The sequence below is a fragment of the Variovorax sp. GW823-FHT02B07 genome (assembly GCF_058797695.1).
The window spans coordinates 727531-739793 of the sequence record NZ_JBXAJX010000002.1 but is presented as its reverse complement, the minus strand read 5'-3'; the positions used below and the strand labels follow the sequence as shown (position 1 = coordinate 739793).

General features: G+C 69.9%; 12 protein-coding genes and 1 riboswitch. Of the genes, 9 read left to right on the top strand and 3 right to left on the bottom strand.

The genetic code is table 11. The features are described 5' to 3' along the window. Positions 1 to 3 precede the first annotated feature (3 nt). The 7 genes from AC1RGU_RS14580 (at position 4) to arsC (ending at position 7753) form a co-directional block, all read left to right on the top strand. Entirely contained in the window at positions 4 to 1191 is a 1188-nt protein-coding gene (locus AC1RGU_RS14580; RefSeq protein ID WP_159271168.1) for a dihydrodipicolinate synthase family protein, read from the top strand. 8 nt (positions 1192 to 1199) lie between these two features. Beyond that, a complete protein-coding gene (locus tag AC1RGU_RS14575; RefSeq protein ID WP_492697090.1) occupies positions 1200 to 2078 on the top strand; it encodes a sugar phosphate isomerase/epimerase family protein in 879 nt (292 codons plus the stop codon). Between the two features lie 48 nt (positions 2079 to 2126). Beyond that, positions 2127 to 3221 (top strand): DNA glycosylase AlkZ-like family protein, encoded by a 1095-nt coding sequence (locus tag AC1RGU_RS14570; RefSeq protein WP_492696658.1) that lies wholly within the window; start codon positions 2127 to 2129, stop codon positions 3219 to 3221. Between the two features lie 314 nt (positions 3222 to 3535). Next, entirely contained in the window at positions 3536 to 5716 is a 2181-nt protein-coding gene (locus AC1RGU_RS14565; protein ID WP_492696657.1) for a TonB-dependent siderophore receptor, read from the top strand. A 97-nt stretch (positions 5717 to 5813) separates the two neighbouring features. Then, positions 5814 to 5972: riboswitch (FMN riboswitch) on the top strand. A 113-nt stretch (positions 5973 to 6085) separates the two neighbouring features. Further along, complete coding sequence (locus AC1RGU_RS14560) at positions 6086 to 6598, top strand: 6,7-dimethyl-8-ribityllumazine synthase (RefSeq protein ID WP_070061276.1); 513 nt, start codon at positions 6086 to 6088, stop codon at positions 6596 to 6598. Between the two features lie 41 nt (positions 6599 to 6639). Then, positions 6640 to 7341: a glutathione S-transferase family protein gene (locus tag AC1RGU_RS14555; RefSeq protein ID WP_492696656.1), complete on the top strand. Its 702-nt coding sequence runs from the start codon at positions 6640 to 6642 to the stop codon at positions 7339 to 7341. Between the two features lie 31 nt (positions 7342 to 7372). Next, a complete protein-coding gene (arsC, locus tag AC1RGU_RS14550; RefSeq protein WP_062473487.1) occupies positions 7373 to 7753 on the top strand; it encodes an arsenate reductase (glutaredoxin) in 381 nt (126 codons plus the stop codon). On the opposite strand, the gene queG is transcribed toward arsC, so the two are convergent. Then, complete coding sequence (gene queG, locus AC1RGU_RS14545) at positions 7750 to 8832, bottom strand: tRNA epoxyqueuosine(34) reductase QueG (RefSeq protein WP_492696655.1); 1083 nt, start codon at positions 8830 to 8832, stop codon at positions 7750 to 7752. The two genes, arsC and queG, sit on opposite strands and share 4 nt — an antisense overlap. Here queG and tsaE point away from each other — a divergent pair. Together tsaE and AC1RGU_RS14535 are read left to right on the top strand one after the other, a co-directional pair. After that, positions 8818 to 9312, top strand: a complete 495-nt coding sequence (gene tsaE / locus AC1RGU_RS14540; RefSeq protein WP_056579690.1) for a tRNA (adenosine(37)-N6)-threonylcarbamoyltransferase complex ATPase subunit type 1 TsaE — start codon at positions 8818 to 8820, stop codon at positions 9310 to 9312. The two genes, queG and tsaE, sit on opposite strands and share 15 nt — an antisense overlap. Next, positions 9309 to 10814 (top strand): N-acetylmuramoyl-L-alanine amidase, encoded by a 1506-nt coding sequence (locus AC1RGU_RS14535; protein WP_492696654.1) that lies wholly within the window; start codon positions 9309 to 9311, stop codon positions 10812 to 10814. Before tsaE ends, AC1RGU_RS14535 begins: the two co-directional genes overlap by 4 nt. A 1-nt stretch (position 10815) precedes the next feature. On the opposite strand, the gene AC1RGU_RS14530 is transcribed toward AC1RGU_RS14535, so the two are convergent. Both AC1RGU_RS14530 and AC1RGU_RS14525 read right to left on the bottom strand, forming a co-directional pair. Then, positions 10816 to 11316 (bottom strand): DUF2938 domain-containing protein, encoded by a 501-nt coding sequence (locus tag AC1RGU_RS14530; RefSeq protein ID WP_492696653.1) that lies wholly within the window; start codon positions 11314 to 11316, stop codon positions 10816 to 10818. Further along, complete coding sequence (locus tag AC1RGU_RS14525; protein ID WP_492696652.1) at positions 11309 to 12178, bottom strand: class I SAM-dependent methyltransferase; 870 nt, start codon at positions 12176 to 12178, stop codon at positions 11309 to 11311. The genes AC1RGU_RS14530 and AC1RGU_RS14525 overlap by 8 nt, the downstream gene beginning before the upstream one ends. Positions 12179 to 12263 lie beyond the last annotated feature (85 nt).

The window sequence follows — 12263 nt, the reverse complement described above, 5'->3', positions numbered from 1 at the left end:
GCCATGGCCCTGTCGCTGACCCTTCCCACCGCGAGCGGCGCGCTCGCGCCCTACGCCCTGCGCGGCACCGCGCCGGTGAAGCCCGACGCGGGCGTCAAGTTCAACCGCATCGCCTACTCGGCCGCCCACGTCGTGGCCGACCCGCTCGCGGCCGTCGACCCGTGGCTGCAATGCGCGGTCGACTGGGACACCACCATCGCCTACCGCCGCCACTTGTTCTCGCTGGGCCTGGGCGTGGCCGAGGCGATGGACACCGCGCAGCGCGGCATGGGCCTCGATTGGCCCACCTCGCTCGAACTGATCCGCCGCTCGCTCGATGCCGCGAAGGACGTGCCCGGCGCACTCGTCGCCTCGGGCTGCGGCACCGACCACCTGAACATCGACGACGTGAAGAGCGTCGACGACGTGATCCGTGGCTACGAAGAACAGATGGCCGCCATCGAGGCGCTCGGCGGCAAGCTGATCGTGATGGCCAGCCGCGCACTGGCCCGCGTGGCCAGGAGCCCCGCCGACTACGAGCGCGTGTACGACCGCATCCTGAGCCAGGCGAAGCAGCCCGTGGTGCTGCACTGGCTGGGCGACATGTTCGACCCGGCACTCGCAGGCTACTGGGGCACGAAGGATGTCGATGCGGCGATGGACACCGCCGTGGGCATCATCGCGGCGCACCCGGACAAGGTCGACGGCATCAAGATCTCGCTGCTCGACAAGGACAAGGAAATCGCGATGCGCCGCCGCCTGCCCAAGGGCGTGCGCATGTACACAGGCGACGACTTCAACTACGCCGAGCTGATCGCCGGCGACGGCTTCGGCAGCGAGCCGACGCACGGCAAGAGCGATGCGCTGCTGGGCATCTTCGACGCCATCGCGCCCGCCGCGAGTGCCGCGCTGGGCGCACTGGCCCAGGGCAACAGCGAGAAGTTCCACGCGATCCTCGGCCCCACGGTGCCGCTGTCGCGCCACATCTTCGCGGCGCCCACGCGCTTCTACAAGACGGGCGTGGTGTTCATGGCCTGGCTCAACGGCCACCAGAAGCACTTCACGATGGTGGGCGGGCAGCAGAGCACGCGCTCGCTGCAGCACTTCGCTGAACTCTTCCGTCTCGCGGATGCAGCCAACCTGCTGGAGCAACCGGAGCTCGCGGTGCGGCGCATGAAGACGCTGCTGGCGCTGCACGGCGTGGAAGGCTGATGGCGACCATGCGCGATTTCTCGCAGAACCACGACTGGCTGTCGATCAACACGGCGACCATCCGCAAGCAGTCGGGCGCCGAGGTGCCGCTGGACCGCCTCATCGACCAGTGCGCCGAACGCGGCATCCGCGCTATCAGCCCATGGCGCGACCAGGTTGCGGCCGTCGGGCTCGACAAGGTGGCCAGGCAGTTGAAGGCACACGGCATCGGCCTCTCGGGCTACTGCCGCGGCGGCTTCTTTCCCGCGCCCGATGCGGCCGGCCTGAAGGCCGCGCTCGACGACAACCGCCGCGCCATCGACGAGGCAAAGACGCTCGATGCGCCCTGCCTCGTGCTGGTCGTCGGTGCCCTGCCCGGCGCGCTCGACGGCAAGGCGGCGTACAAGGACATCAGCCGCGCGCGCAATGAAGTGCGCGACGGCATCGCCGCCTCGCTCGAGTACGCGCGCGAGGTCGGCATGCCGCTGGCCATCGAGCCCCTGCACCCGATGCAGGCGGCCGACCGCGCGTGCATCAACACGCTCGAACACGCGCTCGACCTGTGCGACGAACTCGATGCGGGCAAGACCGGCATGCTCGGCGTGGCGCTCGACATCTACCACGTGTGGTGGGACCCGAAGCTGCAGCAACAGATCGCTCGTGCCGGCCGCGAACGGCTGCTGGCGTACCACGTCTGCGACTGGCTCACGCCGACGCGCGACCTGCTCTCCGATCGCGGGATGATGGGTGACGGGGTTGTCGAATTGAAGAAGATTCGCGGGTGGGTCGAGGACGCGGGGTTTGCGGGGTTCAGCGAGGTCGAGATCTTTTCAAACCTGGACTGGTGGCAACGGACTGGGGCGGAGACGCTCGACGTCTGCATCGAACGACACCGCAGCGCGGTCTGATCGATCCGGCCGAAGCGAAAGGCAGCCGCTTGTGCTGCAATCCGCCCCATGGCTGACCCCACCCTCGACGACCTGCGCCGCTACGCCGTCGCGCGCACCCTCTTCACGCCGACGACGCTGCCCGCCGCCATCCGCAAGCTCGGCTTCGTGCAGGCCGACCCGATCCGTGCGCCGGCGCGGGCGCAAGACCTCACGCTGCGCCATCGCGTGAAGGACTACCGCGCGGGCGATCTCGAAAGCCGCTACGCGCGGCTCGCGATCGAGGAAGACTGCCTCGTCAACTACGGCTTCCTGCCACGCGAACATCTGGCGCTGATGCATCCGCGCGAGGCCAGGAAAGCCTGGGACGCCGACACGCGCCGCAAGGCCGCCGACGTGCTGGCCTATGTGCGCGAGCACGGTCCGGTGCATCCGCGCCAGGTCGAGCAGCACTTCGCGCACGGCCGCATCCAGAACTACTGGGGCGGCTCCAGCAATGCGACCACGCACCTGCTCGACGGCATGCACTACCGCGGCCTGCTGCGCGTGGTGCGGCGCGACAGCGGCACACGGGTGTACGAGGCCGTGAGCCACCCGCCCGCCGACGACAGCCCCGCCGGGCGCGCGCAGCGTGCGGCGGCGCTCATCGAACTGGTGATGCGCAAGTACGCGCCGCTGCCGGCCACGAGCCTGACGTACCTCGTGCGCCTGCTCGGCTACGGCGCGCCGCACCTGGCCGCGCAGACCCAGGCGGCGCTGCGGCTGGCGCGCGAGGAGCTGGCCAGTTGCCGCATCGACGGCACGACGTGGTACTGGCCCGCCGACGAGAACCCCGCCTCGCGCCGCCATGCGCCCGACGATGCGGTGCGACTGCTCGCGCCCTTCGACCCGGTGGTGTGGGACCGCCGCCGCTTCGAGCTGCTGTGGGGCTGGACGTACAAGTTCGAGGCCTACACACCCGCGCCGAAGCGGCAGTTCGGCTACTACGCGCTGCCGATGCTGTGGCACGACCGCGTGATCGGCTGGGCCAACGTGAGTGCGCCCGAAGGCCGCCTGCAGCCGGCCTTCGGTTATGCCGACGCGAAGAAGCCGCACGGCGCGGCCTTCCGCACGGGCCTCGACGAAGAACTGCACCGCATGACGCAGTTCCTCGCAGGCCGCTGACGCGGCCTTTTATAATCGCCCGCCTCAGCCAGCCGCCCGCGCCCGCCGCGAGCCCGCCAGCCGTCTTCGAAGGAACGAAGACGCAGCAGCCCGAGCGACGACACATCCCGTCGTCGCCCCCGGCCACTGCCCCCACGACGCCGTAGACACACAACACCAGCCGGATGCGCTTTCCTTTTGGAATGCGCCACGGCACGCGCTCGTTCGTTTCCGTTTTTTTCGATCGCACCCGAGAAGCCATGGCGCGCCTGACCGCGCCGCAGCCACTCCCCCGCCCTAGACACGTCCGACGCAGGACACAGGAGAAGCTGCACATGACACTCAAGAATCGCCGCCCCGGAACGCCGCGCACGCGGCGGGGCTATGCCACGCTCGCGGTCACCGCCGTGGCGCTCGCCGCCAGCGCACACGCCCACGCGCAAGAAGCCGCTGCTGCCGAAACGCGGCAGGCCCTTCCCACCGTCACCGTCTCGGGCGATGCCGGCGAGACCGCCACCGGCCCCGTGACGGGCTTCGTCGCCAGGCGCGGCAGCACGGCCACCAAGACCGACACGCCGCTGATCGAGACGCCACAGGCCATCTCGGTCGTCACGCGCGACCAGATCGAAGCCCAGGGCGCGCTCACCCTGCGCGAGACCACCAACTACACGGCCGGCGTGGTGTCGAGCTACTTCGACAGCCGCGTGGATTCGTTCAAGGCCCGCGGCGGCGACGCCGTGCAGTACCTCGACGGCCTGCAACGCACCTACGGCACCTACAACGCCAGCCGGCCCGACCCGTACATGCTGGAGCGCGTGGAGCTGCTGCGCGGCCCGTCGTCGGTGCTCTACGGCCAGGGCGGCATCGGCGGCGTGCTCAACCTCGTGTCGAAGCGCCCGCAGGCCGAGACGCAGCGCGAAGTGCAGCTGCAACTGGGCAACAACGCGCGCAAGCAGATCGCCGCCGATTTCACCGGCTCGCTCGACCCCGAGAGCAAGTGGATGTACCGCCTCGTGGCCGTGAACCGCGACAGCGGCACGCAGGTCGACCACGTGTCGGACGACCGCATCGCGATCGCGCCCTCGCTCACCTGGCGTCCGAACGCCGACACCTCGCTCACGCTGCAGGCGTCCTACCAGAAGGACAAGAGCGGCTCGCTGATCGGCTTCTTCCCGTGGCAGGGCACGCTGCTGCCGTCGCTGTACGGCCGCATCCCGACCTCGACCTTCACCGGCGAGCCGGGCTTCGACCGCTTCGACACGCGCAGCACTTCGCTGGGCTACCTGTTCAGCCACCGCATCAACGACACCTGGACGGTGCGCCAGAACCTGCGCTCGACCGAGAGCAAGGTCTGGTACAACACCTCGTACACCAGCTTCACGGCCAACCGCCTCACGGGCCGTCCGGCGCGTCCGGTGTTCAACGCCGACCAACGCACCATCGAGCGCGACCTGAGCAGCGACATCAACGGCGGCAAGATGCTGCTGCTCGACAACCAGGCCGAGGCGCACTTCAGGACCGGCGAGGTCGAGCACACGCTGCTGCTGGGCGCCGACTTCCAGCGCAACACCACCTCCAAGCTCTCGGGCCGCGGCCGTGCGGGCGCGCTCGACGTGTACGCGCCGGTGTACGGCAACTACACGGCCCCCACCAGCTACACGCGCGCGCCCGAAGTGGTGCAGAAGCAGGCGGGCCTGTACGTGCAGGACCAGGTCAAGTACGGCCGCTGGATCGGCCTGCTGGGCCTGCGCCACGACAAGGCCACCACCGACACCGAAGGCCGCCCCGCCGCGGCGGCCGACGACAAGGCCACCACCAAGCGCGCCGGCCTGGTCTACCTGGCCGACGGCGGCTGGGCACCGTACCTGAGCTATGCCGAATCGTTCCTGCCGCTGGGCGGCGTCGACACGTCGAACAACCCCTTCAAGCCGCAGCGCGGCAAGCAGTGGGAAGCCGGCGTGAAGTGGGAACCCGCGGGCCAGCGCACCTCGTTCATGGCGGCCGTGTACGACCTGCGCGACACCAACCGCAAGACCACCGACCCGACCAACCCGCTCAACAGCGTGCAGCTCGGCGAAGTGCACGTGAAGGGCCTGGAGCTCGAGTACAAGGGCAGCATCGCGCGCGACTGGGACTGGATCGCCTCGTACGCCTACACCGACGCGCGCGTGTCCAGGAGCAACGGCTCCGACCTGGGCAAGCGCATCTCGGGCGTGCCCAAGCACACGGCCTCGGCCTGGGTGACCAAGCGCTTCTCGATCGGCGGCCTGCACGGCTTCTCGGCCGGCGGCGGCGTGCGCTACCTGGGCAAGTCGTTCGACGGCATGGACAGCAACCCCGCGCCCGCGGTCACGCTGTTCGACGCGATGTTCGCGTGGGACAACGGCCCGCTGCGCCTGGCGCTCAACGTGGCCAACCTGACCGACAAGGTGCAGATCACCACCTGCCTGGCGCGCGGCGACTGCTTCTACGGCCAGCGCCGTACCCTGACCGCGAGCGCGACGTACCGCTTCTGAAGCAAATCCCCGCGCGCTCGAAGGTCTGGCGCGCGGGCGACAACCGGCCCGGCGGTGTGCTTCTAGAATCGCGCCGTCGTCCGGTTCGCCGGACGGCAAGCGTTCTCAGGGCGGGGTGCAATTCCCCACCGGCGGTGATGGCAACGAAAGTTGCACAAGCCCGCGAGCGCCTCGGACCTGCCACAGGTTCGAGGGTCAGCAGATTTCGGTGCGATTCCGAAGCCGACGGTCACAGTCCGGATGAAAGAGAGCGCGAAATGCGGGCATGCCCGCGCGCCTTGCTTTGCTTTTTTTTGGCAGACCGGCGCGCGAGCGGGCCTGTGGTTTCGTGCGCCCTGATTCAGGAAACCTGCTTTCAAGAGGCACACCATGAGTCAGATCAACGACCTTCCCCTTTCTGCCGTCACCGCGTCGGGTTCGCCGCGCGGCCAGCGCATCGCATTCGTCGAGGCGCAATGGCATTCCGACATCGTCCACCAGGCACGCGACGCCTTTCTCGAAGAGATGGCGCGGCTCGGCGTGGCGCGCGAGCTCATCGACATCTTCGATGTGCCCGGCGCCTTCGAGATTCCGCTGCACGCCAAGCGCCTGGCCAACTCGGGCAAGTACGCGGCCATCATCGGCTGCGCGCTGGTGGTGGACGGCGGCATCTACCGCCACGAGTTCGTCGCCAACACCGTCGTCAGCACGCTGATGTCGCTGCAGCTGGAAACCGACGTGCCGATCTTCTCGGCCGTGCTCACGCCGCACCACTTCCACGAGCACGTGGAGCACCGCAAGTACTTCCACCGCCACTTCGCAATCAAGGGCACGGAAGTGGCCGAGGCCTGCTTCAAGACGCTCGAGGCGCTGGACAAGGTCGACGCGCTGCTGGCGGCCTGAGCGGGTTGGCAAGAGGCGCAAGCCTGCAGTAACCTGCGCGGATGGCCTCTCCATCCGCCCCGGCGGTCGCAGCAGCAGCCGCCGACCGCTACACCCTCTATGGGGCGCCCGGCTCGGGCGCCACGCCCATCCACGCCGCGCTGACGCTGATCGGCGCGCAGGTCGACACGGTCGACATCGCCCCCTGGGAGGGCGATTCCGAACGCGAGCGGCTGACCGGCGTCAACCCGATGCAGCAGGTGCCCGCGCTCGTGCTGCCTTCGGGCGAAGTCATGACCGAGAGCGCCGCCATCCTCATCTGGCTGGGCGACCGCTACCCCGAGGCCGGGCTCTGCCCCGCGCCCGGCGATCCGCGCCGCGCGCAGTACCTGCGCTGGATGGTCTACCTGCCGGCCTCGATCTATTCGATGTTCTGGGTGCGCGACGAGCCGTCGCGCCTCGCGGCCGATGCCGCCGCGCAGGCCGTGGTGCTCGAGCGCACGGCCGCGCGCATCGCGCACTGCTGGCACCTCATGGACACGCAGATCGACGAACCGTCGCCCTACCTGCTCGGCGACAAGCTCAGCATGCTCGACCTGTACGTGACCGTGGTGTCGCGCTGGACGCCGACCCGCCGGCGCTTCTACCGCGTGGCGCCGCGCATGGCGCGCGTGGTGCGGCGCGTGGACGCCGACCCGCGGCTGGCGGCGTTCTGGTCGGCGCGCTTTCCGTTCTCGATGGATGCGGACGAAGAGACAAGCTGAGGCCTGTTCTTCTCTTCTCATAATCGACGCCATGACCGCACGCACACCGACCACCGCCTACCCGATGACGATCTACCACAAGCCCAACTGCAGCACGTCGCGCAACGTGCTGGGCTTGATCCGCGAAAGCGGCGTGGAGCCCGAGATCGTCCTGTACCTGGAAACGCCGCCCTCGAAGAAGAAGCTGCGCGAGCTGGCGAAGGCCATGGGCCTGACGGCGCGCGACCTGCTGCGCACCAAGGAAGCGCCCTACGAAGAACTGAAGCTGGCGGACGAGAAACTGACGGACGACCAGCTGTTCGACGCGATCGTGGAGCACCCGATCCTGCTGCAACGCCCGATCGTGGTGTCGCCGCGCGGCACGCTCATGTGCCGACCCTGGGAACGCGTGCGCGAGATCCTGCCCGCTTAAGTCGGTGGATCTTCGGGCTGCTGCGCCAGCCCCCAAGCGACATGCTCGCGCACCAGTTCGCTCGGATGTTCGGCGCGCGTGGCCAGCGCTTCCTTCGCGCCGCCCTCGCCTGATCGCACCGCATTGCCCAGCGCCACCGCGATGTTGCGCAGCCAGCGCTCGTGGCCGATGCGGCGGATCGGGCTGCCTTCGGTGCGGCGCAGGAAGTCTTCCTCGCTCCACGCGAACAGCTCGGCCAGCGTACGGCCCGTGAGCCCCTCGCGCGCATCGAAGTCGGGCAGCGTGCTCTTCTTCGCGAACTTGTTCCAGGGGCAGATCAGCTGGCAGTCGTCGCAGCCGTAGATGCGGTTGGCCATGAGCGGGCGCAGTTCCAACGGAATGGCGCCGGCGTGCTCGATCGTCAGGTACGAGATGCAGCGGCGCGCATCGAGCCGCTGCGGCGCGACGATGGCGCGCGTCGGGCACACGTCGATGCAGGCGCTGCAGCTGCCGCAGTGCGCGCTGACGGGCTCGCTCGGCGGCAGCGCCATGTCGACGTAGATTTCGCCCAGGAAGAACATCGAGCCCGCGTCGCGGTCGAGCACCAGCGTGTGCTTGCCGCGCCAGCCCTGGCCGCTGCGCGAGGCCAGCTCGGCCTCGAGCACCGGCGCCGAATCGGTGAAGGCGCGGTGGCCGAAGGGGCCGACCTCTTCGGCGATCTTCTCGGCCAGTTTGGCCAGGCGGTTGCGCAGCACCTTGTGATAGTCGCGGCCCCGCGCGTACAGCGACACGATGGCCTCGCCGGGCCGGCGCAGCCGGTCGAACTCGATGGCCTGCCACTCGGCGTCGGTGTCGCGCGGCAGGTAGTCCATGCGCGCGGTGATCACGCTCACCGTGCCCGGCACCAGCTCCGCGGGCCGCGCGCGGCGCGTGCCGTGCGTTGCCATGTATTGCATTTCTCCATGGAACCCATGGGCCAGCCATTGCATCAGACCGTCTTCGGCGCTCGACAGATCGACGCCCGCGATTCCGATTTGGGAGAATCCGAGTTCCCGGGCCAAGGCCTGAATACGAGCAACGAGTGGATGGCTGACGATCACTTGCCGATTGTAGAAACGCGCACCCTGCGCTGGCAGGGCGAAGACGACACCGACGCGCTGGCGCGCGCGCTCGCCGCATCGCCCGCGTTGCGCGACGCTTTCATCGCGCTGCAGGGCGACCTGGGCGCCGGCAAGACCACCTTCGTGCGTCACCTGCTGCGCGCGCTCGGCATCACCGGGCGCATCAAGAGCCCCACCTACGCGGTGGTCGAGCCGCACGAGGCGCCCGACGGGCTGGCCATCTACCACTTCGATTTCTACCGTTTCGCCGACCCGCGCGAATGGGACGACGCGGGCTTCCGCGACATCTTCGCGGGCCCGGGCCTCAAGCTGGCCGAGTGGCCGGAGAACGCCGCGGGGCGCACCCCACCTGCCGACCTAGCTATTAAAATAGAAGCAATGACCGACGACACCCGCAGCGTGACCCTCCTGGCGAACACCCCTCGCGGCAGCGATCTGCTGGCGTGCCTGGCCGCATGAAGGCGACCGGCCTGAAACGGCGCGTGCTGCTGCAGGGCGGCAGCATCGCGCTGATGCTGGGCGTGCACCAGATCGCGCGCGGCGCCAGCATCCTCGCCGTGCGCGTGTGGCCCGCCGCCGACTACACCCGCGTGACCATCGAGTCCGACGCCCGCCTCAACTCGCAGCAGCTCGTGGTCGGCAGCCCGCCCCGGCTGGCCGTGGACATTGAGGGCATCGACCTGAACACCGAGCTGCGCGACCTGGTCGGCAAGATCAAGCCGGGCGACCCGTACATCAACGGCCTGCGCATCGGGCAGAACGCACCGAAGGTGGTGCGCATCGTGTTCGACCTGAAGCAGACCGTGCGCCCGCAGGTGTTCTCGCTGGCGCCCGTGGCCGCCTACAAGCACCGGCTGGTGCTCGACCTGTACCCCGAACAGGCCATCGACCCGATGGAAGCGCTGATCGCCGAGCGGCTGCGCGATGCGCCCAAGAACGGCAGCAGCACCACCACCGCCCCGAGCAACGGCCCCATCGTCGCCACCGCCCCGCCCGCTCCCGCCGCACCGTCGCCGGCCCCCGCGCCCGTGCGCCCCGCCATGCCGCCCGGCGACCCGCTGGGCGACCTGATGGCGCAGCAGGCCGCGCGCCCCGCGCCCTCCGGCCCCGCACCGGCCCTGCCGCCCGGCGGCATGCCGCTGCCGCCGGCACCGCCGCCCGTGGTGGCCGCGGCGCCCCCGGCCCGGCCCGTGACACCGCCCGGCCCGCCGCCGCGCGCCACGGCCAGCCGCACCGACCGGATCATCATCGTGGCGCTCGACCCCGGCCACGGCGGTGAAGACCCCGGCGCCATCGGCCCGAACGGCACGCGCGAGAAGGACATCGTGCTGCAGGTGGCGCACCGCCTGCGCGAGCGCATCAACGCGGCCAGCGTCAACGGCAGCCCGATGCGCGCCTTTCTCACGCGCGACGCCGACTTCTTCGTGCCGCTGGGCGTGCGCGTGCAGAAGGCGCGGCGTGTGCAGGCCGACCTGTTCGTGAGCATCCATGCCGACGCCTTCACCACGCCCGCCGCGCGCGGCGCCAGCGTGTTCGCGCTGAGCCAGAGCGGCGCCTCCAGCAGCGCTGCGCGCTGGCTGGCCAACAAGGAAAACGACGCCGACAAGGTCGGCGGCGTGAACGTGGGCAACCACGAGGCCCAGGTGCAGCGCGCACTGCTCGACATGAGCACCACCGCGCAGATCAACGACAGCCTGAAGCTCGGCGGCGCGATGCTCGGCGAGATCAAGGGCATCGGCGCGCGGCTGCACAAGGCGCAGGTCGAGCAGGCCGGCTTCGCGGTGCTGAAGGCGCCCGACATCCCGAGCGTGCTGGTCGAGACCGCCTTCATCAGCAACCCCGAGGAAGAAGCCAATCTGCGCCGCGCCGACTACCAGGAAAACCTGGCCGACGCGCTGATGCGCGGCATCCAGCGCTACTTCGCGCAGAACCCGCCGCTCGCGCGCAGCCGCCAGCTCTAGGCTAGAAGCTCGCCACGCGGGCACCCCACGCGGCCAGATAAAGGCCGACGCCGAAGATGCCGTGCGTGACCAAGCTCTGGAACCGCGCCATCGCCGGGCGCGGCGTGCGGCGCGCGGCAAAGCCCGCGCCCATCGCAGGCTGCATCACGCAGAACGGCAGGAGCACAGTGCCGATTCCGACGATCAACGCAGGCACCAGCGTCGGCTGGCGCGCCCACGCCAGCCCCCAGCCCGCGAGCAGCACGGCCGCGAACGCGATGCCGAGCAGGTAGTGCGCGGTCCAGCCGATGACGCCCTCGCCCGCCACGCGCGGCGACTTGCCGATGGGATCGTGAAAGAAGCGCCCACGCGTCAGGTGCACGAGCCAGCGACCCACGAGCGCGTAGTCCAGCGAGGGAATGCCGAACAGGCGCTGGCGCAGCACGGCCCACAAGTCCATCACCACCGTCGCGCCGGCGCCGATCCACAGCGTGCGCAGCGCCCATTCGACGGCCTCAGACATGGCCACGCTCCCGCCCCGGCGCGCGCGCCGCGATCATCCAGCAGGCTGCGACAAAGCGCACGTCGTCGCCCTGCACATAAGGCGCGAAGGCGGCATGCAGCGTCTCGACGACCTGCGCGCGCGTCGCGGCATCCACCTCTTGCAGGACCAGGCCGACCGGCCCGAGCCGCGTGAAGTAGTCGGCCAGCGCCGTCGCGGGGAACGCGCACTCGACCTCGAAGGGCTGGATGTCGACCTCGCCCCATCCGCTCGCCGCGAGGATGCCCGCGACCCGCGCGCGGTCGGCGAACGCGAACTGGCCCGGTGCGTTCGGCTGGCGCGGCGGCAGGCCGGGCAGCAGCGGCACGGCGGCACGTTCGGCCGTGGTCATGAACGGGTTGTCGGCCCCGCCGCGCCAGGCGATGCAGCGCAGGGCCGCGCCCTCCGTCGCGGCATGCCGCAGGTTCGCGAAAGCCCGCACCGGGTCGTCGAAGAACATCACGCCCAGGCGCGAGATCACCGTGTCGAACGCGGCCGGCTCGAAGGCGTGGCCCTGCACGTCGGCGCAGACGAAGCGGGCCGACGGGAGCACCTCGCGTGCAGCGCGGGCCTTCGCCGCCTCGATCATCGGTGCCGAGATGTCGACGCCGAGGCACTGGCCCGCCGGGCCGAGTTGCCGCGCCACGGCGAGCGTCGTGCGGCCGGTGCCGCAACCCACGTCGAGCACGCGGCGGGCGCCCACGGCGCGCACCGCGTCGCTCAGCCGCGCTTCGAGCGGCTGGAACATCGCGTCGAGCACGGCCTGCGTCCGGACCCAGGCGCTGCCGGCGTGGCCGTTCCACAAGGCGGCCTGTTCGGCATTGGCGGGAGATGTGTCGTCCATGATCGTTTTCCTTCAGGTGCCTTCAAGCGGCGAGAGCTAGACTGTGCCAATTCAAGTCGACTTGAAGTCAAGAGGGGGCCGGCAC

Excerpts from the sequence above, each read along its gene's own strand:
- AC1RGU_RS14580 (WP_159271168.1), top strand. The coding sequence starts at position 4 with ATGGCCCTGTCGCTGACCCTTCCCACCGCGAGCGGCGCGCTCGCGCCC.
- AC1RGU_RS14575 (WP_492697090.1), top strand. The coding sequence starts at position 1,200 with ATGCGCGATTTCTCGCAGAACCACGACTGGCTGTCGATCAACACGGCG.
- AC1RGU_RS14570 (WP_492696658.1), top strand. The coding sequence starts at position 2,127 with ATGGCTGACCCCACCCTCGACGACCTGCGCCGCTACGCCGTCGCGCGC.
- AC1RGU_RS14565 (WP_492696657.1), top strand. The coding sequence starts at position 3,536 with ATGACACTCAAGAATCGCCGCCCCGGAACGCCGCGCACGCGGCGGGGC.
- AC1RGU_RS14560 (WP_070061276.1), top strand. The coding sequence starts at position 6,086 with ATGAGTCAGATCAACGACCTTCCCCTTTCTGCCGTCACCGCGTCGGGT.
- AC1RGU_RS14555 (WP_492696656.1), top strand. The coding sequence starts at position 6,640 with ATGGCCTCTCCATCCGCCCCGGCGGTCGCAGCAGCAGCCGCCGACCGC.
- arsC (WP_062473487.1), top strand. The coding sequence starts at position 7,373 with ATGACCGCACGCACACCGACCACCGCCTACCCGATGACGATCTACCAC.
- tsaE (WP_056579690.1), top strand. The coding sequence starts at position 8,818 with ATGGCTGACGATCACTTGCCGATTGTAGAAACGCGCACCCTGCGCTGG.
- AC1RGU_RS14535 (WP_492696654.1), top strand. The coding sequence starts at position 9,309 with ATGAAGGCGACCGGCCTGAAACGGCGCGTGCTGCTGCAGGGCGGCAGC.
- AC1RGU_RS14530 (WP_492696653.1), bottom strand. The coding sequence starts at position 11,316 with ATGTCTGAGGCCGTCGAATGGGCGCTGCGCACGCTGTGGATCGGCGCC.
- AC1RGU_RS14525 (WP_492696652.1), bottom strand. The coding sequence starts at position 12,178 with ATGGACGACACATCTCCCGCCAATGCCGAACAGGCCGCCTTGTGGAAC.